Origin of the sequence: Arthrobacter sp. zg-Y895 (genome assembly GCF_020731025.1) — a bacterium.
In the GTDB taxonomy this organism is placed as follows: Bacteria; Actinomycetota; Actinomycetes; order Actinomycetales; family Micrococcaceae; genus Arthrobacter_B.
Window position 1 is genome coordinate 21,030 of record NZ_JAJFZY010000004.1, and the last position, 24,688, is coordinate 45,717.

Annotated in this window: 19 protein-coding genes and 2 tRNA genes; 15 read left to right on the forward strand and 6 right to left on the reverse strand. The window is 65.5% G+C overall.

Annotated features, from left to right (window positions below; translation table 11 throughout):
* Positions 1-43 precede the first annotated feature (43 nt).
* Positions 44-3,139 (reverse strand): LGFP repeat-containing protein, encoded by a 3,096-nt coding sequence (locus LJ760_RS06785; RefSeq protein ID WP_227921040.1) that lies wholly within the window; start codon positions 3,137-3,139, stop codon positions 44-46.
* Between the two features lie 248 nt (positions 3,140-3,387).
* Between LJ760_RS06785 and LJ760_RS06790 the strand changes: the two genes are divergently transcribed.
* Both LJ760_RS06790 and LJ760_RS06795 read left to right on the forward strand, forming a co-directional pair.
* On the forward strand, positions 3,388-3,858 hold the full coding sequence (locus LJ760_RS06790; protein WP_227921043.1) for a ribose-5-phosphate isomerase: 471 nt from the start codon (positions 3,388-3,390) through the stop codon (positions 3,856-3,858).
* Positions 3,858-4,778: an Fpg/Nei family DNA glycosylase gene (locus tag LJ760_RS06795; protein WP_227921045.1), complete on the forward strand. Its 921-nt coding sequence runs from the start codon at positions 3,858-3,860 to the stop codon at positions 4,776-4,778. Before LJ760_RS06790 ends, LJ760_RS06795 begins: the two co-directional genes overlap by 1 nt.
* 88 nt (positions 4,779-4,866) lie before the next feature.
* Here the strand turns inward: LJ760_RS06795 and LJ760_RS06800 are convergent.
* A tRNA-Gly gene (locus tag LJ760_RS06800) sits at positions 4,867-4,940 on the reverse strand.
* 151 nt (positions 4,941-5,091) lie between these two features.
* On the opposite strand from LJ760_RS06800, the gene LJ760_RS06805 reads away from it, so the two are divergent.
* From LJ760_RS06805 to LJ760_RS06830, 6 genes are all read left to right on the forward strand, one after another.
* Positions 5,092-5,165 (forward strand) — tRNA-Pro (locus tag LJ760_RS06805).
* Between the two features lie 54 nt (positions 5,166-5,219).
* On the forward strand, positions 5,220-6,569 hold the full coding sequence (gene tig / locus LJ760_RS06810; protein WP_227921048.1) for a trigger factor: 1,350 nt from the start codon (positions 5,220-5,222) through the stop codon (positions 6,567-6,569).
* 280 nt (positions 6,570-6,849) lie between these two features.
* On the forward strand, positions 6,850-7,470 hold the full coding sequence (locus LJ760_RS06815; protein WP_227922731.1) for an ATP-dependent Clp protease proteolytic subunit: 621 nt from the start codon (positions 6,850-6,852) through the stop codon (positions 7,468-7,470).
* 47 nt (positions 7,471-7,517) lie between these two features.
* Positions 7,518-8,192, forward strand: a complete 675-nt coding sequence (locus LJ760_RS06820) for an ATP-dependent Clp protease proteolytic subunit (protein ID WP_227921049.1) — start codon at positions 7,518-7,520, stop codon at positions 8,190-8,192.
* 168 nt (positions 8,193-8,360) lie between these two features.
* Positions 8,361-9,653, forward strand: a complete 1,293-nt coding sequence (gene clpX / locus LJ760_RS06825) for an ATP-dependent Clp protease ATP-binding subunit ClpX (protein WP_227921050.1) — start codon at positions 8,361-8,363, stop codon at positions 9,651-9,653.
* Between the two features lie 66 nt (positions 9,654-9,719).
* Positions 9,720-10,358, forward strand: a complete 639-nt coding sequence (locus tag LJ760_RS06830) for a mycothiol-dependent nitroreductase Rv2466c family protein (protein ID WP_227921051.1) — start codon at positions 9,720-9,722, stop codon at positions 10,356-10,358.
* A gap of 70 nt (positions 10,359-10,428) precedes the next feature.
* Here LJ760_RS06830 and valS read toward each other — a convergent pair whose 3' ends face one another.
* Complete coding sequence (gene valS, locus LJ760_RS06835) at positions 10,429-13,056, reverse strand: valine--tRNA ligase (protein ID WP_227921052.1); 2,628 nt, start codon at positions 13,054-13,056, stop codon at positions 10,429-10,431.
* A 47-nt stretch (positions 13,057-13,103) separates the two neighbouring features.
* On the reverse strand, positions 13,104-13,427 hold the full coding sequence (locus LJ760_RS06840; protein ID WP_227921053.1) for a hypothetical protein: 324 nt from the start codon (positions 13,425-13,427) through the stop codon (positions 13,104-13,106).
* 613 nt (positions 13,428-14,040) lie between these two features.
* Here LJ760_RS06840 and LJ760_RS06845 point away from each other — a divergent pair.
* From LJ760_RS06845 to ndk, 6 genes are all read left to right on the forward strand, one after another.
* On the forward strand, positions 14,041-14,883 hold the full coding sequence (locus tag LJ760_RS06845; protein WP_227921055.1) for a hypothetical protein: 843 nt from the start codon (positions 14,041-14,043) through the stop codon (positions 14,881-14,883).
* Between the two features lie 214 nt (positions 14,884-15,097).
* Positions 15,098-15,868: an SDR family oxidoreductase gene (locus LJ760_RS06850; protein ID WP_227921058.1), complete on the forward strand. Its 771-nt coding sequence runs from the start codon at positions 15,098-15,100 to the stop codon at positions 15,866-15,868.
* A gap of 327 nt (positions 15,869-16,195) precedes the next feature.
* Positions 16,196-19,495, forward strand: a complete 3,300-nt coding sequence (gene ileS / locus LJ760_RS06855) for an isoleucine--tRNA ligase (RefSeq protein ID WP_227921059.1) — start codon at positions 16,196-16,198, stop codon at positions 19,493-19,495.
* Entirely contained in the window at positions 19,495-20,874 is a 1,380-nt protein-coding gene (locus tag LJ760_RS06860) for a bifunctional folylpolyglutamate synthase/dihydrofolate synthase (RefSeq protein ID WP_227921060.1), read from the forward strand. The genes ileS and LJ760_RS06860 overlap by 1 nt, the downstream gene beginning before the upstream one ends.
* Before the next feature lie 11 nt (positions 20,875-20,885).
* Positions 20,886-21,362, forward strand: coding sequence for a DUF4233 domain-containing protein (locus LJ760_RS06865; RefSeq protein WP_227921061.1), 477 nt, complete (start codon positions 20,886-20,888; stop codon positions 21,360-21,362).
* Between the two features lie 39 nt (positions 21,363-21,401).
* Complete coding sequence (gene ndk / locus LJ760_RS06870) at positions 21,402-21,818, forward strand: nucleoside-diphosphate kinase (protein WP_227921063.1); 417 nt, start codon at positions 21,402-21,404, stop codon at positions 21,816-21,818.
* A 70-nt stretch (positions 21,819-21,888) separates the two neighbouring features.
* Here the strand turns inward: ndk and LJ760_RS06875 are convergent, their stop codons facing one another.
* Complete coding sequence (locus LJ760_RS06875) at positions 21,889-22,989, reverse strand: SDR family oxidoreductase (RefSeq protein ID WP_227921067.1); 1,101 nt, start codon at positions 22,987-22,989, stop codon at positions 21,889-21,891.
* Between the two features lie 125 nt (positions 22,990-23,114).
* Here LJ760_RS06875 and LJ760_RS06880 point away from each other — a divergent pair, with 125 nt between their 5' ends.
* Complete coding sequence (locus LJ760_RS06880; RefSeq protein ID WP_227921069.1) at positions 23,115-23,753, forward strand: CG0192-related protein; 639 nt, start codon at positions 23,115-23,117, stop codon at positions 23,751-23,753.
* Between the two features lie 34 nt (positions 23,754-23,787).
* Here LJ760_RS06880 and LJ760_RS06885 read toward each other — a convergent pair whose 3' ends face one another.
* Positions 23,788-24,441, reverse strand: a complete 654-nt coding sequence (locus LJ760_RS06885; protein WP_442860644.1) for a vitamin K epoxide reductase family protein — start codon at positions 24,439-24,441, stop codon at positions 23,788-23,790.
* Positions 24,442-24,688: the final 247 nt, after the last annotated feature.

The window sequence follows — 24,688 nt, forward strand, 5'->3', positions numbered from 1 at the left end:
TTGCAATGAGCAACCCGCCGTTCCACTGTCCTGCCGTCAGCGGCTAGTTGTAGCTGACCTGTACCTTGTCGTCGGCCGTCCGGGTGATCTTTCCACCCTTGAAGCTCTGGACCGTTGCACCGCCTGCGGCCGCGGTCGGACCGGAGGTCGGGTACCCGAGGCGGCCCGTCTCTGCGCCCTGCGCACGGTAGGCGTCCCGGATGGGACCGTTTGCGAGAATATGCGTTCCCGTGCCGGCAGAGGAGAGGATGGTGCCGCCCTCGAATTCCTGCGTGGTTCCGCCGTTGGAGGATTTCTCTCCGCTGGTCGGAAGGCCGAGGTAGCCCGAGTTGAAACCGGTGGAGCCCCAGGCTGAACGAATGGGACCGTTCTTCGAGATCTGCGCCCCGGTCTTCTGGGACCAGATGATCGCACCGCCCTCATAGTCCTGGTACTTGCCCTGCGCTCCCATGCTCTGTTCTTTTCCGGTGGGAAGCCCCAGGTAGCCGGAGTTGAAGCCCGTGGAACCCCAGGCCGAGCGGATCGGTCCGTTTACGGACACCTGGGCTCCGGTCTTTGCGGACCAGACGATGGCGCCGTGTTCGTAGTCCTGGTAGCTGCCCTGGGTGCCCATGGCCCGCTCCTCCCCGGTCGGCAGGCCCAGCGGGCCGGCGTTGAAGCCCGTGGCTCCCCAGGCGGAGCGGATGGGACCGTTCCGGGAGATCTTGGCCCCGGTCTTCTCCGACCAGATGATCGAGCCGCCCTGGTAGTCCTGGTACTTTCCCTGGGTGCCCATGCTGGTCTCCGGCCCGGTGGGAAGGCCGAGGTAGCCGGCGTTGAAGCCCGTGGCACCCCAGGCCGAGCGGATGGGACCGTTCTTGGAGATCTGCGCTCCGGTCGCAGCGGACCAGATCATGGCACCGCCCTGGTAGTCCTGGTAGGTGCCCTGGGTGCCCATTCGGACTTCCTCGCCCACGGGGTACTTCAGATCCGACTTTTCCGCTCCGGCGGCACGCCAGACATTCCGGACAGCGCCCGTGACGATCCAGGCTCCTGACGCAGGGGAGTGGATGATGGTTCCGCGCTGATACTCCTGGGAGGTGCCGCCGTCCGCGAGCGTCACCTGGTTTGTCGTCGGGTAGCCGATGGGGCTGTTCTCGAAGCCGGAACGGCGCCAGGCCTCACGGATGGGTCCGTTCCGGGAAACGCGGGCTCCCGTGGCCGGAGACCAGATGATGGCTCCGTTCTGGAAGTCCTGGTAGGTACCGCCGTTGGGCAGCCCGCCTGTCTCGTTGCTCGTGGGGTAGCCCAGGTAGCTGCGTTCGAACCCGGTGTAGCCCCACTCGTTGCGGATCGGGCCGTTCTTGGAGACCCGCGCCCCGGTGGCGGGCGACCAGATGATGGCGCCGCCCTGGTAATCCTGGTAAGCGCCGCCGTTGGGCAGGCCGTAGACCTCGTCACTGGTGGGAAGGCCGAGGTAGCCGACGTCGAAACCGGTGGACGCCCAGGCGGAGCGGATCGCTCCGGTGGAAACGCGTGCACCTGTGTTGGGGGACCAGATGATGGCTCCGTTTTGGAAGTCCTGGTAGGCCCCGCCGTCCTTCAACCCGCCGCGGATATCGCCGATGGCTTTGCCCAGCTCCGGGTGCGCCCTGCGGGCTTCGTCGATCGGGGCTCCGGCACGCGCGGCCACGCCGCCGGTCACCGTGACGGACGCGGCGTCGCCGCTGATCCAGTTGACGTGCACGGTAGTGCCGGAATGCGACGTGAAGGTCTGGCCGGCCTGCCAGGTGCTGTTGGCATTGGTATAGCCCACGAAATCCCGGGTGTTGGGCGCAACCACCAGGGAATTCACGGCCCAGTTGTTCGCCAGGTCGGGTTTGACGATCTTCACGCCGCGGTTGCCGCCGACAGCCGTGGACTGGTCGTATCCCACCGGAAGCCGAAGCTCGAGGTAATACGTCTCACCGGAAGAATCCCTGAATTTCACCGCACGCTGCGCCGAAGAGCCGGCCCAGGGCCTCAGGGTGTAGGTGATCGAGGAGCCGGGAGTGCCGGCGTTGTAGATCTCGTCGCCGCGGCCGAAACCGCCGGCGTCCCAGAAATAGGAATTAATGGCGGGCGAAGCATACTGCGCGTAACCCATGAGGTCGGAGGTGTCCCCGTATTCACGGGAGGTGCAGGAACCGTCGGCCCAGGCGCCGTTGGAGCCGACGCCGATATCGGACCGGCCGTTGTTGCATTTGAGGCTGTTGGCGTGCAGCAGGCCCAGGACGTGGCCGAATTCGTGGGTCACCACGTTGTTGGTGAAGCCGGAAGGCTGCGGCATCAACACCGAGCCGCTGGTGGGACCGGAAGTCCAGCCGCCGCCGAGGATGCCGCCGTAGCCCCCGCTCTTGAGATCGTTGGCGGGCACAAAAACCAGCAGGGCATTGTTGGCGCTGTCCCGCCATCCGAGGTCGCGCTTGATGGTGTTCATCATGTCGGCGTAGTCCTGCCGGGAATTGGCGGAGCTGTGGATGGCGCGGGTGTTGGCATGGAGTACGCCCAGCCGGCCGTTGGACATGGCCCGCCAGTACTGGTTGGCCGCGGTCATCGAGTTAAGCGCTCCGGCTTCATTCACCGCGCCCCGGTTATCGGTAAGCGTGGCGTACACGAGCGTGATATTGATCGTCCCGCTGCGGGCAGCGGCACCCATCGTGCTTGCCCCGCCGTCCGCGCTGCTGAAGGCAGCGGCACCGTGGTCATGCGCTGCGGAGATATCCGTCTCCACGGCGGAACGCACGGTGCCGTCCGGGTCCGTGACCATCGGAGTGTTGGGACCGGGGACCGGGAAACCGCCGCCGACCACGGGGTCGTACCCGAGCTCATCCCCGGATTCGGCCGTGTCCGTGTGGCTTTCTTCGCCGCCGGCGGGATGTTCCTCGGCCGGGGCGTCGGTCGCCGGGACGGACTGCGTCGGTTCAGCCTCCGGGACGGCTTCCACGACGGCGCTGCCGGCATCGGGCGCAGGAGACGGAGGCAGGGTGGCTGCGCCGGGATCGGCAGGGACCTGCGTGGCAGCCGGTTCGCCGGGGACGGCGTAATCCTGGGCCGGAAGTCCGCCTGCCGTCAGCGAAGCAGCGAGGAGGGCCAGAACGGCGAGTTTTACACTTTTCAAATGACTAATCCTTGTAGGGCGATTCCTGGTGGGCGCAACGGTGCAGTATCCGCGACGCCAGCGTCGGACGCGGGTAGACCGCTCCAATCCGGAGGGATCGGAGTATAGTCCTACCTGCTCTATCGGCACGCGTGAACGCCATGTAAGAGCGGTTTCCGGTCGAGGCGGCGGAATTTGGAGGCGCGGCTGCAGCGGAAGCTAGGCTGGAAGCGTCTTTTCCCCATCCTCAAGAAACGGACTTACCCCAAATGCGCGTCCACATTGCAACCGACCATGCAGGCATGGAACTGAGCTCCCACCTCATTGCCCATCTGACGGGCAAGGGGTACGACGTCGTCGACCACGGCCCCCGCGAATACGATGCCGAGGACGACTACCCCGCGTTCTGCATCGACGCTGCCGAGGCCGTGGTCCGGGACCAGGAAGCGGGCACGGACGCCCTGGGAATCGTGCTGGGCGGTTCAGGCAACGGCGAACAGATTGCGGCCAACAAGGTCCGCGGAGTCCGGGCCGCGCTGGCATGGAACCTGGAGACCGCAAAGCTCGCACGCCAGCACAATGATGCCAATATCGTCGCGGTCGGCGGCCGCCAGCACAGCGTCGAGGAGGCCACCGGAATCATCGAAGCCTTCCTCGCCGAGCCCTTCAGTGACGCCGAACGCCATGTCCGCCGGATCGGACAGATTGCACGGTACGAAACCACCGGCTCCACGCTCTAATGCCCGAAGGGCATTCGATCCACCGCCTGGCCCGGCAGTTCTCCTCGGTGTTCGGTGGTGAAAGGCTTGCCGTAAGCAGCCCGCAGGGCCGGTTTGCTGCCGGTGCCGGCCGGCTGGACGGACATGTGCTCGAGGCGGCGGAAGCCCACGGCAAGCAGCTGTTCCTGCGCTTCGACCATGATCTCTACCTGCGTATCCACCTGGGCCTCTACGGGGCCTTCGATTTCGGCGGGGACGAAACGTTCATCGGATCCTCCAGCATCGGGGCGCCCCGGCGGCTGGGGGAGCAGGAGGTGGCAGGCGACGACGGCGCGGGCTACTCCGGGCCGCCCGAACCCAAGGGCGCGGTGCGGGTCCGGCTGGTTTCCACGCACGGCTGGGCGGACCTGCGCGGTCCCACTGCCTGTGAAGTGGTGACCGAAGCCGAACGCCAGAAGGTGCTGGCCAGACTGGGGCCGGACCCGCTGGCGGACGGGGACGGCGGCGGCGGTGATGACGGCGGCGCCGGTGCCGGGCGCGCTGCGGAATTCATCCGCCGGCTGCGCAGCAAGGGCTCACCTGTCGGCCTCCTGCTGATGAACCAGGAGGTGCTGGCGGGGGTTGGCAACGTCTACCGCGCGGAAGTGCTCTTCCGGGCCCGGATGTCTCCCTGGCGGCTGGGCCGCAGCGTAGGTGAGGCCGAGGCAGGGGAGCTGTGGGACGACGTCGTACGCCTGATGAACGACGGAGTGCGGCAGGGCAGGATCATCACCACAAACCCGCAGGACCGGGACGACGCCGGCGAACCGGTCCCCGTGGCCGAGGCCCACTATGTCTATAAGCGGACCGGACTGCCGTGCCGGCGCTGTGGAACACCGGTGGCGGGAACCGAGATGGGCGCCCGCAAGCTGTACTGGTGCCCGTCCTGCCAGGCCGACTGAACACGGGCCCAGGCACTGCCATTGCCGGCGCCCTGCACGGACCGAAAAGCAAGAAGGGCCTTCCGCGCGGCGGAAGGCCCTTCTAAGGTGGAGGGGATGACGGGAATCGAACCCGCGTAATCAGTTTGGAAGACTGAGGCTCTACCATTGAGCTACATCCCCGGCGCCGTAAGGCAGGTTTTACCTTAGCACGCGAAAACCGGCCGTGAGTAATCGGCCCGTATCCGGCTCCCAACCGGGCGCGGAATCGATCCTGGCGCAGGGAAAATTCGTCATACCAGCTTCGGGGCAGGTAGGCTGTCAGGTGCACTGACGGGGTGTAGCTCAGCTTGGAAGAGCGCCTGCTTTGGGAGCAGGAAGTCGCAGGTTCAAATCCTGTCACCCCGACTCTGTATAACCATGGTGCAGACCAATCCCAGAACCCTCAGGAGAACTTACGCTGTGAAGAGCGCCGTAGAAAACCTCACACCCACGCGGGTAAAGCTCAACGTCGAAGTTCCGTTCGAGGAACTGAAGCCGAGCATCGAAGAGGCCTACAAGACCATCGCCACTCAGGTGCAGGTCCCGGGCTTCCGCAAGGGCAAGGTTCCCAACCGCCTCATCGATCAGCGCGTTGGCCGCGGCTACGTCCTCGAGACGGCGATCAACGACGGACTCAACGGCTTCTACGCCGAAGCCGTCCAGGAAACCGGAATCAGCCCCCTGAGCCGGCCCGAAGTTGAGATCACCGAAGTGCCGGACCCGACCACCGACGAAGGCCAGCTGGTCTTCACCGTCGAGCTGGACATCCGCCCCGAAATCGAGCTCCCGGACTACGCCGGCCTCGAGGTCACCGTCGAGCCCGCCGAGGCTTCCGACGCCGACGTCGACAAGGCCCTGGACGAGCTGCGCAGCCGCTTCGGCACGCTGAAGTCCGTGGACCGCCCCGCCGCCGCCGATGACTTCCTGACCATGGACCTGATCGCCAAGGTAGACGGTGAAGAGGTGGATTCCGCCGCTGACCTGTCCTACCAGGTAGGCGCCGGCACCATGCTCGAAGGCATGGACGAGGCCGTCACCGGCCTGAGCAGCGGCGAATCCGCCACCTTCAACACCAAGCTGGCCGGCGGTGAGCACGCCGGTTCCGACGCCGTGGTCACCGTTACCGTCAAGGCAGTCAAGGAGCGCGAGCTCCCCGAGGCCAACGACGACTTCGCCCAGCTGGCAAGCGAGTTCGACACCATCGCCGAGCTCCGCGAAGACCTCACCAAGCGTGCCGCCGAGTCCAAGCTGATGGAGCAGGGCGTCGAGGCCCGCGACAAGGTCCTGGAGAAGCTGCTCGAGCTCGTTGAGGTTCCGGTACCGGAATCCGTCATCGAAGAGCAGATCGAACAGCACTTCAACTCCGAGAGCGCCCAGACCTCCGGTCCGGACCACGACACCGAAGAGCACCGCGCCGAGGTTCGTTCCAACACCGAGCAGGCGTTCAAGAACGAAATCATCCTTGACGCGGTAGCCGAGAAGGAAGAAGTAGGGGTCAACCAGAACGAGCTGATCGACTACATCGTTTCCTCCGCTTCGCAGTACGGCATGGATCCGAACCAGTTCGCCCAGCTGATCGACCAGAGCGGCCAGGTTCCGATGATGGTCGGCGAAGTCCGCCGCCGCAAGGCACTGGCCAAGGTCCTCGAGCTGGCCAAGGTCACCGACACCACCGGTGCCGAGATCGACCTCACCGAATTCGTCCGGCCCGCCGGCGAAGAGGTCGAGGCAGCAGAAGCAGAAGAGCAGCAGAACGAAGACAAGGCCTAGCCTGTCCCGGTTTTCTAAACCGTCCGTTGTGCCGTCGGTCCGAAAGGGCCGGCGGCACAGTGGTTTAAGCGTTCCTTTCACGGGCCGGCCCGCGCCACAGACCGATGTGACGCGCATCGTGCGCCGTCAGCGAACAGTCGGCCAAACCGAAGCAGATCGTCGCCGCAACAGGCTAGTGTCCTAGAAGAGACAAACGGCAGGAGCCGCTGGCACGGCCAGCACGCGTTCCTGCCAGAGCGAGAGGTCACTCAGTATGGCAACTGCACCGAACACACCCACCATGGCTACGGTGGACCCGGCCGGCCGGGACGACTACATCTACAACCGCCTGCTCAAAGAGCGGATCATCTGGTTGGGCTCGGAAGTCCGGGACGAGAATGCCAACGCGATCTGCTCCCAGCTTCTGCTGCTTTCCGCGGAAGATCCCGAGAAGGACATCTACCTTTACATTAACTCTCCCGGCGGCTCCGTGACCGCGGGCATGGCGATCTACGACACCATGCAGTTCATCCCGAACGACGTGGTCACCGTCGCCACCGGCCTGGCCGCCTCCATGGGCCAGTTCCTGCTCTCCTCCGGCACCAAGGGCAAGCGCTACGCAACGCCGCACGCCCGCATCCTGATGCACCAGCCCTCCGGCGGAATCGGCGGCACGGCTTCGGACATCAAGATCCAGGCCGAGCTGATCCTGAACATGAAGCGCGTGATGGCTGAGCTGACCGCCGAGCAGACCGGCCAGACCGTCGAAACCATCCTCAAGGACAATGACCGCGACAAGTGGTTCACCGCGCAGGAAGCCCTGGAATACGGCTTCTTCGACAAGATCTCCGCGCACGCAGGCGGAGTGACCGGCGGCGGCGGAACCAACCAGGACCAGGCAGAGGGCAAGGACGAGGACTAGGGTCCCCGGCCAGCCACCCCTCCATTTGCAGACTTCAGGAGTAATTCATGAACCATAATTTCGGCACCGCCGGCTCCGCCGTCGCCCCGCAGATGCCCACCAGCCGCTACGTCCTGCCGCAGTTCGAAGAGCGCACGCCCTACGGCTTCAAGCGCCAGGATCCGTACACCAAGCTGTTCGAAGACCGCATCATCTTCCTGGGCGTCCAGGTTGATGACGCGTCCGCTGACGACGTCATGGCCCAGCTGCTGGTGCTTGAGTCCACGGATCCGGACCGCGACATCACCCTGTACATCAACTCCCCGGGCGGCTCGTTCACGGCCATGACGGCCATCTACGACACCATGCAGTACATCCGTCCGGAGATCCAGACGGTCTGCCTCGGCCAGGCTGCCAGCGCGGCCGCCGTGCTGCTGGCCGCCGGTACCCCGGGCAAGCGCCTGGCACTGCCGAACGCCCGCGTGCTCATCCACCAGCCGTCACTGTCCGGCGGCCAGGGCGGCCAGGCCTCCGACCTGGAAATCCAGGCCGCCGAGGTCATGCGGATGCGTACCTGGCTGGAGGACACCTTGGCGCTGCACTCCAACCGCACCTCCGAGCAGGTCAACACGGACATCGAGCGCGACAAGATCCTGACCGCCGATTCGGCCCTGGAATACGGGCTGATCGACCAGGTGCTTGATTCCCGCAAGCTCAAGACGCCGGCCATCAACAAGATGTAACCTGCTTCGCCGAAATAATGGCATGTCCAGCCGGCCCGTGGCGCGTAATATCGCACCACGGGCCGTTTGGTTGCTGAATAGCTCCTCCAAGTGTCCTAGAGTGGATCATGGTTGGCTCAGCCCATGCTGCGGAACCGTTTTTGATGGACCATCTAAGGGGACTGAACTATGGCTCGCATTGGTGAGAGCACGGATCTGCTCAAGTGCTCTTTCTGCGGAAAGAGCCAGAAGCAGGTACGCAAACTCATTGCCGGCCCCGGCGTGTACATCTGCGACGAGTGCATCGACCTCTGCAACGAGATCATCGAGGAAGAGCTTTCCGAGGTTGCAGATCTGGGCACCTTCGAGCTGCCCAAGCCGCGGGAAATCTTCGACTCGCTGCAGGAATACGTCATCGGCCAGGAACCCGCCAAGCGGTCGCTCGCCGTTGCGGTCTACAACCACTACAAGCGCATCCAGGCAGGGCACGCCCCGCGCGGCGCCGGCAACCTCGCCGATGCGGTAGCTGCCGACGACGTCGAAATCGGCAAGTCCAATATCCTCCTGATCGGTCCCACCGGCTGCGGCAAGACGTATCTGGCGCAGACCCTGGCCCGCCGGCTCAACGTCCCCTTCGCCGTCGCTGATGCCACCGCGCTCACCGAAGCCGGGTATGTCGGTGAAGACGTGGAAAACATCCTGCTCAAGCTCATCCAGGCGGCGGACTACGACGTCAAGAAGGCCGAGCAGGGCATCATCTACATCGACGAGATCGACAAGATTTCCCGCAAGAGCGAGAACCCCTCGATCACCCGGGACGTATCGGGTGAAGGCGTACAGCAGGCCCTGCTGAAGATCCTCGAAGGAACGGTTGCCTCCGTGCCGCCGCAGGGCGGGCGCAAGCATCCGCACCAGGAATTCATCCAGATCGACACCACCAATGTCCTCTTCATCGTTGCCGGCGCCTTCGCCGGCCTGGAAGAAATCATCGGTTCGCGGTCCGGCCGCAAGGGCATCGGGTTCGGTGCGCCGCTGATCGAAACCACCAAGGGCACGGACTCGTACGCCGAGGTAATGCCCGAGGACCTGCTCAAATTCGGCCTGATTCCCGAATTCATCGGACGGTTGCCCGTCATCACCACCGTGTCCAACCTGGACCGCACAGCTTTGATCCGCATCCTCACCGAGCCGAAGAACGCCCTGGTGAAGCAGTACCAGAAGATGTTCCAGCTCGACGGCGTCGAACTCACCTTTGAGCAGGGCGCGCTGGATGCAATCGCGGAGCAGGCGCTGGACCGCGGCACCGGAGCCCGCGGCCTGCGTGCCATCCTCGAAGAAGTGCTGCTGCCGGTCATGTTCGACCTGCCCAGCCAGGAGGACGTCGCCACGGTCGTCATCACCGCGGATACCGTGGAGAAGAAAGCCGAACCGACCCTCATCTCCCACGCTGTCGCCACCAAGCGCCGGAACAAATCCGCGTAGGACGGGGTTGGGAGGAGTAGTACGTTCGGCGCCGTATGCGCCATCGACCGCTTCGAAGGAGTTTCCATGACCGTTAATGGTTCTGCGTCGCCTGCCAGTTCCGCATCGACTGCCGATTTCTGGTTTGACCCGATGTGCCCGTTCGCCTGGGTCACCTCCCGTTGGATGGACGAGGTGGAAAAGGTCCGCGACGTCCGCACCAACTGGCACGTCATGAGCCTGTCCGTGCTGAACGAGGGCCGCGACCACCTCCCGGAGGACTACCGGAAGCGGATGGACGCGGCCTGGGGGCCGGTGCGCGTCATCATCGCAGCGCAGGAACTGCACGGCAGCGAGTACATCAAGAAGCTGTACGACGCCATGGGAACAAGAATCCACATCGGCGGAAACTCCGACTTCCCGACGGTGATCCGTGAGGCCCTGGCCGAGGTCGGCCTGCCCGCCGAGCTCGCGCAGTACGCCGAAACGGAAGAGTATGACTCCCAGCTGCGCGCCTCACACAAGGAAGGCATCGCAAAGGTGGGCGACGACGTCGGCACCCCCATCGTGGCCTTCAACGGGACGGCCTTCTTCGGCCCGGTCCTGACCCGCATTCCGCGCGGCGAAGAGGCCGGCGCGATGTTCGACGGCGCCGTAATGCTGGCCTCCAACCCGGCGTTCTTCGAACTCAAGCGCAGCCGCACCGAGAGCCCGCAGTTCGACTGATTACTTTGCTTCCATAAACCAGAACGCCCGGCCGGGTAACCCGGCCGGGCGTTCTGCTGTCCTGCGGCGGTTACTCCGCCGGCGGTGCCAGCTCGACGTCGGAAACGCTCAGCTCGCCCTCACCGACGGCCAGGTTGAGTTCGCGGACGTTGCCGGCGGCCTTCAGATCCGCCTGCCCGGCGCGGAGCCGGGCAACTGCACCCTCAGGCGCGGTGACCGTGGCCTTGAGGACCTCGGTCCGCTGCTTCACCTTGGCCTCGGACTTCGCCTTGCGGATACCGCCCAGGGCGGCGGCAACCGTACCGAGGATGCCGGCGTCGGCATCCACCACGGCGGCCGCAAGGCCGTCCACGTTCGGCCACGGCGCGCGGTGCACAGACCCGGCGCGCCACCAGCCCCAGACCTCTTCGGTCGCGAACGGCAGGAACGGCGCGAACAGGCGCAGCAGCGCATCCAGGGTGGTGGCCAGCGTAGCGAGCACGGAGGCCTGCTCCGCGTCTCCGGCAGCCCCGTAGGCGCGGTCCTTGATCAGCTCCACATAGTCATCAGTGAAGGACCAGAAGAAGGACTCGGTCAGCTGCAGTGCCTTGGCGTAGTCGTAGCGTTCGAAAGCACTCGTGGCGGCGTTGACGACGTCGGTCAGCTGGGCCAGCAGCGCCAGGTCCAGTGCGTTGGTGATCACCGAGGTGTCCGCCAGGGCCACGTTCTTCTCCGTAGCGCCCAGGTTCAGGACGAACTTTGACGCATTGAGCAGCTTGATGGCCAGCCGGCGGCCGATCTTCATCTGCGCAATTTCGTACGCAGTATCCGCACCGAGCTTCGCCGAAGCGGCCCAGTAGCGCACGGCGTCGGAACCGAACTCGTTCAGCACGTCGGTGGGCACCACCACGTTGCCCTTGGACTTGGACATCTTCTTCCGGTCCGGATCCAGGATCCAGCCCGAAATCGCGGCGTGCTTCCACGGCGCGGCGGCGTTCAACGCATCGGCACGGACCACTGACGAGAACAGCCAGGTCCGGATGATGTCGTGGCCCTGCGGCCGAAGGTCGAACGGGAAGACCTTCGCGAAGAGGTCCTCGTCCACGCTCCAGCCGCCCACAATCTGCGGGGTCAGCGAGGAGGTGGCCCAGGTGTCGAGCACATCCGCGTCACCGATGAAGCCGTTCGGCTGGTTGCGGGCAGACTCTTCGTAGCCCGGAGCCGGTTCGGCGGCCGGGTCCACGGGGAGGGATGCGGAATCGGGCAGTACCGGGTGGTCGTAATCCGGGTTGCCGGCGGCATCCAGGGGGTACCACACCGGAACGGGCACGCCGAAGAAGCGCTGACGGGAGACCAGCCAGTCACCGTTGAGGCCCTCGATCCAGTTCTCGTAGCGGGAGCGCATAAACGCCGGGTGGAAGTCGATTTCCTTGCCCCGGGCAATCAGGCGTTCGCGGCGTTCCTCGTCGCGGCCGCCGTTGCGGATGTACCACTGGCGGCTGGTGACCACTTCGAGGGGCTTGTCGCCCTTTTCGAAGAAGTTGACCGGGTGGGTGATCTTCTTCGGTTCGCCGTCGAGGTCGCCGCTTTCGCGCAGCATTTCCACCACGGTCTCTTTGGCGCTGAAGACGGTCTTCGTGGCGATGGCCGCGTAGTTTTCCTTGGCCGTCTCGGTGGCAATCCACTCCGGAGTATCAGCGAGGATACGCCCGTCGCGGCCGATCACGGCACGGGTGGGCAGGTTCAGCTCGCGCCACCAGGTCACGTCGGTCAGGTCGCCGAAGGTGCAGATCATGGCGATGCCGGAGCCCTTGTCGGGCTTGGCCAGCGGATGCGCCTTCACTTCCACCTCGACGTCGAACAGCGGCGACTTCACCGTGGTGCCGAAGAGTCGCTGGTACCGCTCGTCGTCGGGATGCGCAACGAGGGCAACGCAGGCCGGCAGCAGTTCCGGGCGGGTGGTCTCAATGTAGATCTTCTCGCCGTCGGGGGCGTGGAAGCTCACCCGGTGGTAGGCGCCGGGCTGCTCGCGGTCCTCAAGCTCTGCCTGGGCCACGGCGGTGCGGAAGGTGACGTCCCAGAGGGTGGGGGCTTCGGCCATGTAGGCGTCGCCGGCCCGCAGGTTGTCCAGGAAGGCGCGCTGGCTGACGGCACGTGAGTGGTCGTCGATGGTGCGGTAAGTGCGGTTCCAGTCCACGGACAGGCCGAGGGTGGAGAAGAGGTCCTCGAAGACCTTCTCGTCCTCCACTGCCAGTTCCTCGCACAGCTCGATGAAATTGCGGCGGGAGACGACGTCGAAATCACGCTGGTTCTTCGCGGCCTTGGCCGGCGGGCGGTAGTCGGCGTCGTACGGCTTGGTGGGATCGCACCGCACACCGTAATAATTCTGCACGCGGCGCTCGGTGGGCAGGCCGTTGTCGTCCCAACCCATCGGGTAGAAGACGTTCTTGCCGGTCATCCGCTTGTAGCGGGCCATCACGTCGGTCTGCGTGTAGGAGAACATGTGCCCCACGTGCAGCGAGCCGGAGGCCGTGGGCGGGGGAGTGTCGATGGAGTAGACCTCGTCGCGGACCGTGTCCGGATCGAACGCGTACGTTCCCTCCTCGCGCCAGCGGGCGCTCAGCTTGGACTCAAGCCCCTCAAGGGCGGGCTTGTCGGGGACGGAAACGGTCTGGGGTTCGTTGTCGGGCGTGTCTGTGCCCGGGATATGTTCAGCCATGGTTTCCATTCTTCCATGCAGGCCTATGGTCTGAGGCACTGCCGGGTTTACCGGGCTGTCCCGGGTGTTGCCGCCTGCTTCCCGTCCTGCGGTGACTTGCCGAAGTAATGGGCCAGGAAGAAGGTCATGGCCACTGCTCCGGTGAGCAGCGAGACGCGTTCACGTGGACCGGCCGGGGTCCGGCCCAGAAGGGCGACGCCGCCCGCTGCGTTCAGGGCGCTCCATACGGCGTTGGCCAGGGGGCCCGAGAGCCCGACGCCGGGCGGATTGGCAAACGGCGTGGGGAATTTTCGGCCCTGGACGGCGCTGACCCCGTGCGGGACTGCGTTGGCGAGGAGTACTCCGGCGAGGAATCTGGTGACAAGAGGCATGGATAGGTCCTGTTCGGGCCGCGGAGGGTCGGGGCAGCCAGCGGGGGTGGCGTACCGAGAGCCTACAGCTTGGCCCTGCGCTCGTGTGGGGTGGCTGGGCCCCTGCGGGCACAGCGTCCCACTGGGTGGTGCTGTTGGTGCGGGTGGGGCCTCGGGAGAAGTCAGGAGCCCCAAATCGTGGGACCCCGTGCGGGATCGGCTCCCTGGCAGCACAGCGTCCCACCGGGTGGTGCTGTTGGTGCGGGTGGGATCTCGGGAGATGTCAGGAGCCCCAGGTCGTGGGGCCCTGTGCGGGATCGGCTCCCTGGCAGCACAGCGTCCCACCGGGTGGTGCTGTTGGTGCGGGTGGGATCTCGGGAGATGTCAGGAGCCCCAGGTCGTGGGACCCCGTGCGGGTTGGGTCCGTCAGCGAGCACAGCATCCCACTGGGTGGTGCTGTTGGTGCTGGTGGGGCTTCAGGAGATATCAGCAGCCCCAGGTCGTGGGGCCCTGTGCGGGCAGCAGCGGCTTCTATCCCTCCACAGGGGCCCGAACCGCACCGAGCGGCCTGATGCACTCCACCCCGCAGCCCGGAAGAGCAACAATCGGCCGGAGACACTCCACTATGTGGGGGATGCAGCAACTGGAGGCATTCCTGCTCACACGTTACGGAGTAGCAAGCTACGGGACGTTGACCGCCAACGGGTTCCCGCGGCGGACGATCGATCAGGCCCTGCGCACCGGGATCGTCCGGCGCGTAGCCCGCGGAACGTTTGCGCTGCCCCAGGCAGACGCCCGGTTGGTCCATGCCGCACGCAACCAGTCCTCGCTGACATGCATCTCGGCGGCAGGCATTCTTGGCTGGTGGTTGCTGACCCCATCCGAAACCGTACATGTCCGGTGCGACGCGGCCCGAACAATACCCGGCACGGTCCTCCACCGGGGAGAGCGGTCGGCACACCGGCTGATAGCGCCGCCCCGGCAGATCCTCCGGGATGCCTTCCGCTGCCTTCCCCGGCTGGACGCACTGGTGATGGCGGAATCCGCAGTCGTAACGGGTGCCGTGGGACTGCAGAGCCTGCAGAAGGAATTCTCCGGGCAGCAGGACTGGCAGGTCCGGGCCCTGTTGGGGACCGTTCGGCGCACCACGGCATCACCGCTGGAGGTCTGCGCGCGGTTCCACTTGCTGAACGCCGGACTGCGGGTTGAGACAGAGGTGGCCTTGCCCGGTCTCGGACGGGTGGATCTGCTTGTTGACGGGTGGCTGATCATCGAGATCGACGGGTTCGCGTTCCACAGCAGCCGGGAGCACTACCGCGCGGACCGGCGACGCTGGAACGCGTCGGCAGCGGGCGGGTGGATCACGCTGCGGATCACCGCGGAACTTGTCCTGCACCGGCCGGAAGAGTTTGTGGATCTGGTGAAAAAGACGCGGGACATGTGGAGCCTCCGTGTGCGACGGCTGCAGCAGCAGTAAGGGAAAGCGGCCGGAGGACTTAGTGGACCTGGTGAAAAAGACGCGGGACATGTGGAGCCTCCGTGTGCGACGGCTGCAGCCGCAGAAAGAGACCAGCAGCAGTAAGACAGAGCAGCCGCAACAAACCCGGCCGCAACATCGACCGTCGTAACAAAGCCCGGCTGCCCCGTGCCGAAAAACCGGGACGGAACCAAACGCTGGCTAAAGTGATTCCATGACTGAGATCACACCGAAGCGGGCCGTTGTTACCGGAGCAAGTTCAGGGATCGGGGCAGCGGCGGTACGTGCGCTGCGCGCCTCGGGCTGGGACGTCGTCGCCGTCGCCCGCCGCCGGGAGAAGCTGGAGGCGCTCGCAGAGGAAACCGGTGCTGAAGCCATCGCAGCGGACGTCACCGATGATGCTTCGGTGGCACGGCTCGCGGAGCAGGTGCTGGCCGGCGGGGGAGTGGATGCCCTGATAAACAACGCCGGCGGTGCCTTCGGGCTGGACCCGGTCGCCAGCGGAAGCATCAGCGACTGGCAGCGCATGTACGACGTCAATGTCCTGGGTGCGCTGCGGACAACGCAGGCATTCCTGCCCGCGCTGCGGGCGAACGGCCGGGGATCGGTCCTGCTGCTGACATCGACGGCGGCCTTCACCGCCTACGAGGGCGGTGCAGGCTACAGTGCGGCGAAGTCCGGTGAAGAGATGCTGGCCCGGACGCTGCGCCTGGAGGAAGCCGAACACAATGTCCGTGTCATCGAGATTGCGCCCGGCATGGTGAAAACGGAGGAATTTTCCCTGAACCGGGTGGGGGACAAGGAGGCCGCGGACAAGGTGTACGCCGGCGTCGAAAAGCCGCTGACGGCGGAAGATGTTGCCGAGGTCATCGCGTTCGCTTTGAATGTGCCGCACCACGTTAACCTGGACCAGGTGGTCCTGCGCCCGCTGGCGCAGGCTGCCCAGCACAAGGTCATACGCACCGCATTGCAGGCCGGCAGGTAGTCCCGGACGCCCCGCCGGGGACGGTGCTTCGACAACCGGCGCGGGCGTGGCCTAAACTTGACCGGAACAGCACTGACCCGGCCATCACCGGTGAGCTTCCGGAAGAACAGCTACCTCGTTAACTACCTCGTTAATAGGGGCAGCCCAGTAGAACCGGACGGGTAAGCCCGTCACAGCAGTCAATGAGCGGCAGCCGCGCGAACCCAGCACCAGCGGGAACGCACGGCGGCAAGCGAGGTGGTACCGCGGTTACCGCCGGCCTTTCGGGGCCGGTAGAGGCCGCCCTCGCATCCTGTTCCACAGCCAGATTCACTTGCCGCTATCAGGATGACGAATATGCCCTCTGTATACCCCAAAGCCAGCACCGGCGACGCAGCTTCTGCTGCCGTTCCCTCCTCCCCCCGGTTTCCGGAACTCGAAGAACGCGTTCTGAAGTACTGGGACCAGGACGGCACCTTCCAGGCATCCATTGACGCCCGGCCGGCCGGAAACGACGGCGAGAACGAGTTCGTCTTCTACGACGGCCCGCCCTTCGCCAACGGCCTGCCGCACTACGGCCACCTGCTCACCGGCTACGTGAAGGACCTGGTGGCCCGCTACCAGACCCAGCGCGGCCGCCGCGTGGAACGCCGCTTCGGGTGGGACACCCACGGCCTGCCCGCCGAACTCGAGGCCATGAAGCAGCTCGGGATGAGCGACAAGGTCCAGATCGAGAAGATGGGCATCGACAAGTTCAACGATGCCTGCCGCGCCTCGGTCATGAAGTACGCCGGCGACTGGCAGGACTACGTCACCCGCCAGGCACGCTGGGTGGACTTCGAGAACGATTACAAGACGCTCAACGTCGAGTACATGGAATCGGTCATCTGGGCGTTCAAGACCCTGCATGAAAAGGGCCTGACCTACAGCGGCTTCCGCGTGCTTCCGTACTGCTGGAAGGACGAGACGCCGCTGTCCAACCATGAGCTGCGCATGGATGACGACGTCTACAAGATGCGCCAGGACCAGACGGTCACGGTCACCTTCCCCATCACCGCCGGCGACAACGCGCTTTCCGCCGAGCTCGAAGGCGTGCAGGCCATCGCCTGGACCACCACCCCCTGGACCCTGCCCACCAACATGGCCCTCGCCGTCGGACCCGAGGTCCGCTACGCCGTCGTGCCCGCAGGACCGAAGGGCACCCAGGCAGGCGAGGGACGCTTCCTCCTGGCTGAGGACCTCGTGGGCTCCTACGCGAAGGACCTGGGGTACGACGACGCCGAGGCCGCCCGCGCGGCAGTCACCGCCGTCCACCTCGGCAAGGACCTCGCCGGGCTGCGCTACGCACCGCTGTGGAACTACTACACCGACACGGACAAGTGGGGCACTGCCAACGCCTGGCAGATCGTCACCGCGGATTACGTCACCACCACCGACGGCACCGGCATCGTCCACCAGGCACCCGCCTACGGTGAAGACGACCAGAAGGTCTGCGAGGAATACGGCATCCCCGTGATCCTCTCCGTGGACGAGGGCGGCAAGTTCCTGCCCATGTTCGCCGTCGGGGAACTCGCCGAAATCGCCGGACTGCAGGTCTTCGACGCCAACAAGCCGATCACCCGCGTCCTGAAGGCGGAGGGCCGGCTGCTGCGCCAGGCCAGCTACGAGCACAGCTACCCGCACTGCTGGCGCTGCCGGAACCCGCTGATCTACAAGGCGGTCTCCTCCTGGTTCGTCGAGGTCACCAAGATCAAGGACCGCATGGTCGAGCTGAACCAGCAGATCAACTGGATCCCCGAGAACGTCAAGGACGGCCAGTTCGGCAAGTGGCTGGAAAACGCCCGTGACTGGTCCATCAGCCGCAACCGCTACTGGGGCAGCCCCATCCCGGTCTGGGTTTCGGACGATCCCAACTACCCCCGTACCGATGTCTACGGTTCGCTGGCTGAAATGGAAGCCGACTTCGGCCGGCTGCCGCTGAACAAGGAAGGCCAGCCGGACCTGCACCGCCCGTTCATCGACGAGCTGACCAGGCCCAACCCGGACGACCCCACCGGGCAGTCCACCATGCGCCGCGTGGAGGATGTCCTGGACGTGTGGTTCGACTCCGGGTCCATGCCGTACGCCCAGGTGCACTACCCGCACGAGAATGCCGACTGGTTCGAGAACCACAACCCCGGTGACTTCATTGTCGAGTACATCGGCCAGACCCGCGGCTGGTTCTACACCCTGCATGTCCTGGCCACGGCGCTGTTTGACCGCCCGGCCTTCCGCAACGTCATCAGCCACGGCATTGTCCTGGGCTCCGACGGGCAGAAAATGTCCAAGTCGCTGCAGAACTATCCGAATGTCTCGGAGGTGCTGGACCGCGACGGTTCCGACGCGATGCGCTGGTTCCTGATGGCCTCCCCGATCCTGCGCGGCGGAAACCTGATCGTCACCGAGCAGGGAATCCGCGACGGCGTCCGCCAGGCCATCCTGCCGCTGTGGAATGTGTGGCACTTCTTCAGCCTCTACACCAACGCCGCCAACAACGGCAACGGCTACGAGGCCAAGGCCTGCTACGACTCCACCGAGCCTCTGGACCGCTACCTGCTCGCCGCCACCGGCGACCTGGTGCGGGACATGGCGACGGCGCTGGACACCTATGACGTGTCCGTGGCCTGCGAGATCCTCCGCGCCTACATGGACACGCTGACCAACTGGTACATCCGCCGCAGCCGTACGCGCTTCTTCGAAGAAGACACGCAGGCCTTCGACGTGCTCTACACCTGCCTGGAGACCGTGTGCCGGGTGGCAGCTCCGCTGCTGCCGCTGATCGGCGAGGAAATCTGGCGCGGCCTGACCGGCGGGCGCTCCGTGCACCTGACCGACTGGCCGGACGCGGACCTCTTCCCGAGCGACCCCGCACTGGTGGAACGCATGGAAGCGACCCGCCGGATTGCCTCCGTCGGTTCCTCGCTCCGCAAGGGTGCCAACCTGCGCGTGCGCCTGCCGCTGTCCGAAATGACCGTCGTCGCTCCGGAGGCGCAGTCCCTGACCGGACAGTTCGCAGCAATCATCGCGGATGAGCTGAACCTTAAGAACGTCCGCTTGGTGGAGGCCGCCGACGCCGACCCGGCCGAATTCGGCATCAGCCAGAAGCTCGTGGTCAATGCGCGCGCAGCCGGACCGCGTCTGGGCAAGAACGTCCAGACGGCCATCAAGGCCGCCAAGTCCGGCGACTGGTCCGTGAACGACGCCGGAACGGTCACCGCCGGCGGCCTCGCCCTGGAGCCGCAGGAATACACTCTGGAAACCGTCGTCGAATCGGATGAAGGGGAATCCGCCAAGGCGGTTGCCGTGCTGCCCGGCGGCGGCTTCCTGGTGCTTAACACCGAGGTCACCCCGGAACTGGCCGCCGAAGGCACCGCCCGCGACGCCATCCGCGCGGTCCAGCAGGCCCGCCGCGACGCGAACCTGCATATCAGCGACCGCATCCGCACCCGCATCAGCACGGGGGAGGAAGAGGCAGCCGCCCTCCAGGCCAACGTGGCCCTGGTGAAGGCAGAAACGCTCACCGATGACCTGATCATCACCGGGGACCTGGTCACCGACGGCGCCGACACCGACGCCGAGAAATACACCGTCACAGTGGAGAAAATCTAATGAGTTCAGCAGACCGCCCGTCCGGTTCCATTGACGGGTTCTCCGTGGAGAGCGTCTACGCCGAGCTGCTCAGCCGCGCGCCGGAGAACAAGATGGAGCCGCGCATGGCTCCGCTGTTCCGGGCAATGGAGGTACTGGGGGAGCCGAACAAGGCGTTCCCGATCATCCACATCACCGGTACCAACGGCAAGACGTCCACGGCCCGCATGATCGAAGCCGGGCTGCGGGCCTACGGGCTGCGTACCGGCCGGTACACCAGCCCGCACCTGACCAGCGTCACCGAGCGGATCAGCATTGACGGCGAGCCCGTCAGCGATGAAACGTTTGTCCGGATCTGGGACGAGATCCATCCCTACCTGGACATTGTCGACGCCGAGCTGGAGGCTGCGGGCGAGCCCCGGCTGACGTACTTCGAAGCCGTGACCATCCTGGCGTTCGCGGTGTTCGCGGACGAACCGGTGGACGTGGCGGTCATCGAGGTCGGCCTCGGCGGCATCACCGATGCCACCAACGTCGGCGACGGCACCGTTTCCGTGGTCACACCCATTTCCCTGGACCATACCGAGCTGCTGGGCGACGACGTCGCCGACATTGCCCGGGAAAAGGCCGGCATCATCAAGGAGGACGGGTTCCTCATCAGCGCCGCCCAGCCCATGGAGGCAGCGCAGGTGCTGCTGGAAAAGGCCCACGAGGCAGGCGTTCCGTTCCGGTTCGAAGGCGTCGAGTTCGGCGTCGAATCCCGGGTGATGGCAGTGGGCGGGCAGATGGTCACCATCAACGGCCTCGCCGGCCGCTATGAGGACCTGCAGGTTCCCCTGCACGGCGCCCACCAGGCCGAAAACGCCGCAGTAGCCGTGGCGGCGCTGGAAGCCTTCATCGGCGGCGGGACCAAGGAGCTCGACGTCGAACTGCTGCGTACCGGGTTCCTGACCGTCACCTCGCCCGGCCGTCTTGAGGTGGTGCGGACCGCACCCACCATCGTTGTCGACGCCGCGCACAACCCGGCGGGCGCGAAGGCGACCGCCGAGGCGCTGCGCGAGGCGTTCAACTTCACCACGCTCGTCCTGGTGGTCGGCATCCTCGCGGAGAAGGACGCCGTCGGCATCCTGAGCGAACTCCGCGAACAGCTCGGCGACCTGGTCAGCGGTGTTGTCCTGACCCAGTCCGCCTCTCCGCGGGCCATTCCTGCCGAGGAACTGGTCCAGGACGCCGTGGATGCCGGGTTCGCCGACGAAGACATCCAGGTCGAGGCCGGCCTGGACAATGCCCTCGAATGGGCCGTAGCCAAGGCCGAGGAGAACAACGATCTCTCCGGCGGCGTGCTTGTGGTCGGTTCCATCACCGTGGTCGCCGAAGCGCGCACCCTCCTCGGAAAGTAGGCTTCGCAGCTATGGCTAAACTGACCAAAGCGCAGCGCGAATGGCGTCCGGGAATGCCCAAGAAGCGCCGCTCCGTCAAGGTAATGTTCGCTTCGACGGTGCTGACACTGGAAGCATTCGTGGTCCTGTTCGGGACGCTGGCCGTCTTCGGGCTGCACCGGGACAGCATCTCCCCGCCGCTGCTGCTCAGCGGCGGACTGCTGCTGGCGGCGGCGCTGATCGGAACGTGCGCGCTGCTCTCCAAACCTGCGGGTCCGCTGATCGGGTGGATCCTGCAGCTGGTGATCATTGCCAGCGGTTTCCTGGAACCCATGATGTTCCTCGTCGGCGTGCTCTTCGCCCTGACCTGGTGGTACGGCCTCAAAGCGGGAATGCGCCTGGACCGGGAAAACCGCGAACGGGACCGGATGCAGGCCGAATGGGAGAAAGCCCATCCCGAAGAAGGCAATGCGGCAGCCGGCCCCGAAACCGCCGCCGGCACCGACTAGGCTTAGATCCGATATCCGATCGTTCCAAGGAGATACACCGTGAGCACCGAGCGCACACTTGTCCTGATCAAGCCCGACGGCGTCGAGCGCCGGCTCACCGGAGCCATCCTGGCCAGGATCGAAGCCAAGGGTTACACCGTGGCCGAGCTGAAGAAGACCGAAGCCACCCGCGGCATCCTCGAAGAGCACTACGCCGAGCACCAGGGCAAGCCGTTCTACGAGCCGCTGGTCGAGTTCATGCTCAGCGGCCCGATTGTTGCGGTGGTCCTTGAAGGACAGCGTGTGATTGAAGGCTTCCGGTCCCTGGCCGGCACCACCGATCCCACCACGGCGGCACCGGGCACCATCCGCGGCGACTTCGGCCGCGACTGGGGTTCCGCCGTCCAGCAGAACCTGGTCCACGGCTCCGATTCGCCTGAATCGGCCGCCCGCGAAATCGGCATCTGGTTCAACTAGCACCGGACCGGACGGACACACGAAGGGCCGGCACCAGTGATGGTGCCGGCCCTTCGTGTGCAACGGGAGGTTACGGAATCAGGTTTTCGGCCCGAAGCCGCACAAAGAGCGCCTTGAAGGCATCCTCCGTGCGACGGTAGCCCGTGAAACCGGCGACCCGGCTCTTGCTCATATCCGTGAGTACCTCGACCTTCCGACCGAGGTCGGCATCGGTGTGCCACCAGGAGGCCAGGCGTCCCAGATCAGGCTCGGCCAGGCCGTGAGCGGCGGCAATCTTGGCCCAGGCTTCGGACATGCCGGCCATTTGCTCCTCCAGCGGGCGCGGCTCCGATTCAAAACCGACCGGCTCCACGCCGAACTCGGCGGCCAGCCGAGGCCACAGGGACCGCCAGCGGAAAACGTCGCCGTTGACCACGTTGAAGGCTTCATTGGCGGTGTGCTCATCCGTCGCAGCCCAGAGCATGTGCTCGGCAAGCAGGCCGGCGTCGGTCATGTCGGTGACCGAATTCCACTGGGTTTCGGAGCCGGGGAAAATAAACGGCATCCCCAGCTCGCGGCACAGTGTCGCCTGCACGGCAAGGGTCTGGCCCATGTTCATGGCGTTTCCGACGGCGAAGCCGATCACGGTGTGGGCACGGTGGACCGACCAGGCGAAGTTCTGCCGCTCGGCCGCTGCCATCAGTTCGTCTTCCTGCGCATAGTAGAAGTTCTCCACCGGCAGGCGCGGTTCGTCTTCGGAGAACGGAGTGTCCGGCATGGGACCCTCGCCGTACGCCTCGAACGGCCCCATGTAATGCTTGAGCCCCGTCATCAGGGCCACATGCTCCAGGGGAGCGTCCGCCAGAGCGGTGAGCAGGTTCCGGACCATGGCCGAATTGACGGCAATGTTCTCCGCCTCCGTCTCCTGCCGGGACCAGGACGTAAAGAAGACATGCGTGGGGCGGGCGCCTTCCAGCGCCTTTGCCAGGCTGTCGGGGGAACCGAGGTCCGCTGCAACCGGAACGACGCCGGGACGCGCCGGGTCGGGGTTTCCGGCCTTCCGCGACAGGGCCAGGACGGTCCAGCCCTCGTTCGAGAGCAGGTCCACCAGGGCCGCTCCGGCAATTCCGGTGGCGCCGGCAACGAGTGCGGTGCGCGGAGTTTCCGGGCGGGCGGGCGTGGTTCTGAGCATGGTTCTCCTCATGGATCGAAATGCGGTGTGCGGGGCAATCTTCCGCACGCCTTCCTCTGGGCCAACGGGGAACCGGCGGGGGAAATTCCTCACGGGTTCCGGAGAAAGTCGCCTAGGCTGTGGCCATGGCACTTATATACGACGCCGAGCTGCGTCCCGGCAAAATGGAATTGATCTCCGGCTGGTTGCCGGGCACCTGGTGGTTTCCCTCCACGGAACCGGTGACCGCTCGGAAGGTGGCTTCCTTCCGGTTCGATGACCCCGAGGGCGAGGTGGGAATCGAAACCCATATCGTGGCAGCCGGTTCGCTGCTGGTGCAGGTGCCCCTGACCTACCGCGGCGCGCCGCTGGCCGGCGCGGAGGAATTCCTGATCAACGAAATGGAACATTCGGTGCTCGGACGGCGCTGGGTCTACGACGCCCTCGGCGATCCGGTCTACGCCCGGGCCCTGGAAGCGGCCCTCCTTGCCCGGCAGCCGCAGGCAGCCCAGTACCTGGATAACGACGGCGGACGCGAGCTGTTGTCGGAAACCATGCAGGTCCGCAGCACGGGGATGCCCGACGGCGCCGGGCTGGTTGATGCGCCCGCTTCCGATCCGGAGGGCTGGGCAACCTCCGTCCTGACCGAGGGCGGCTGGGAGTTCTCCGTAGTGCGCTTGCTGGACCTGGACGGACGCACGGCGCCGGACCCCTCACTGACGGCCACCTGGGAGGGCCAGGAAATACCGGTGGTGCTCGCCTGGGGGCTTCCGCTGGAACGGTAGTTCCCGCCCGGGCCGCTGAAACTCCGGGGAAGGGCTAGCTGCCCAGGAAAGAGTTCAGGAACCGGAAGAAGATGGATGCCGCCGTCGCGACCCAGAGCAGAACGACGATCGGCCACGCCCAGTCGGTCAGGAAGCGGACCAGGCCGGCCGGCGCCGGAATGGTGCCGGCCGTCAGGTTGCGGATGGTCGTGAAGACGAACAGCGGAATCATGGCAGCCCACACCACGATGCAGTAGATGCACAGTACGTAAATATCGAACAGTGCCTGGCTCCACAGCCAGACCACGAACACCATGCCGAGGGTGACGCCGATCTGCAGTCCGATCCAGTACCAGCGGGCGAACCGGGCACCCGCCAGCAGGCCCATGGCAGTGGTGATAACGACGGCGAAGGCCACGATGCCGATCAGCGGGTTGGGGAAGCCGAAGATGGCCGCCTGCCAGGTCTGGAACACCGTTCCGCAGGAGACCCACGGGCTGATGTCGCAGCTGGTGATGTAGTCGGCGTCCGCGTACACGTGGAGGCGTTCAATCACCAGGATGCCGGACGCGACCCAACCGACTACCGAGGTGACCAGGAGCGTCCAGGCAAAGGACCGGCGTTCCGGACGGACGGCAGCTGCCTGGTCCCGGGGATCGGCTTCGTCCGGGGTGGCGCCGGATGATGGACGGGCTGCGCTGGAGGGCACGGAAGCTCCTTACGGAGTAGCTGTCGGAAGTAACTATCTGCGTCGAGTCTATGCGCAGGGACGGGCCAAAAAGGCGGCCGTATGCGATAATGAAGCTTGGCTGACAACGGAACCACATTCCGTCGCCGGTCCAGCGACAGGCTTCCGGTTCTGCCGGTGACGCTTCCCGTGTAGTTGACCCATCAATCCGGATGGGAACCAGGGAATCCGCCGGCCAGACCTACCCAGAACAGCCGTAACGAAAATT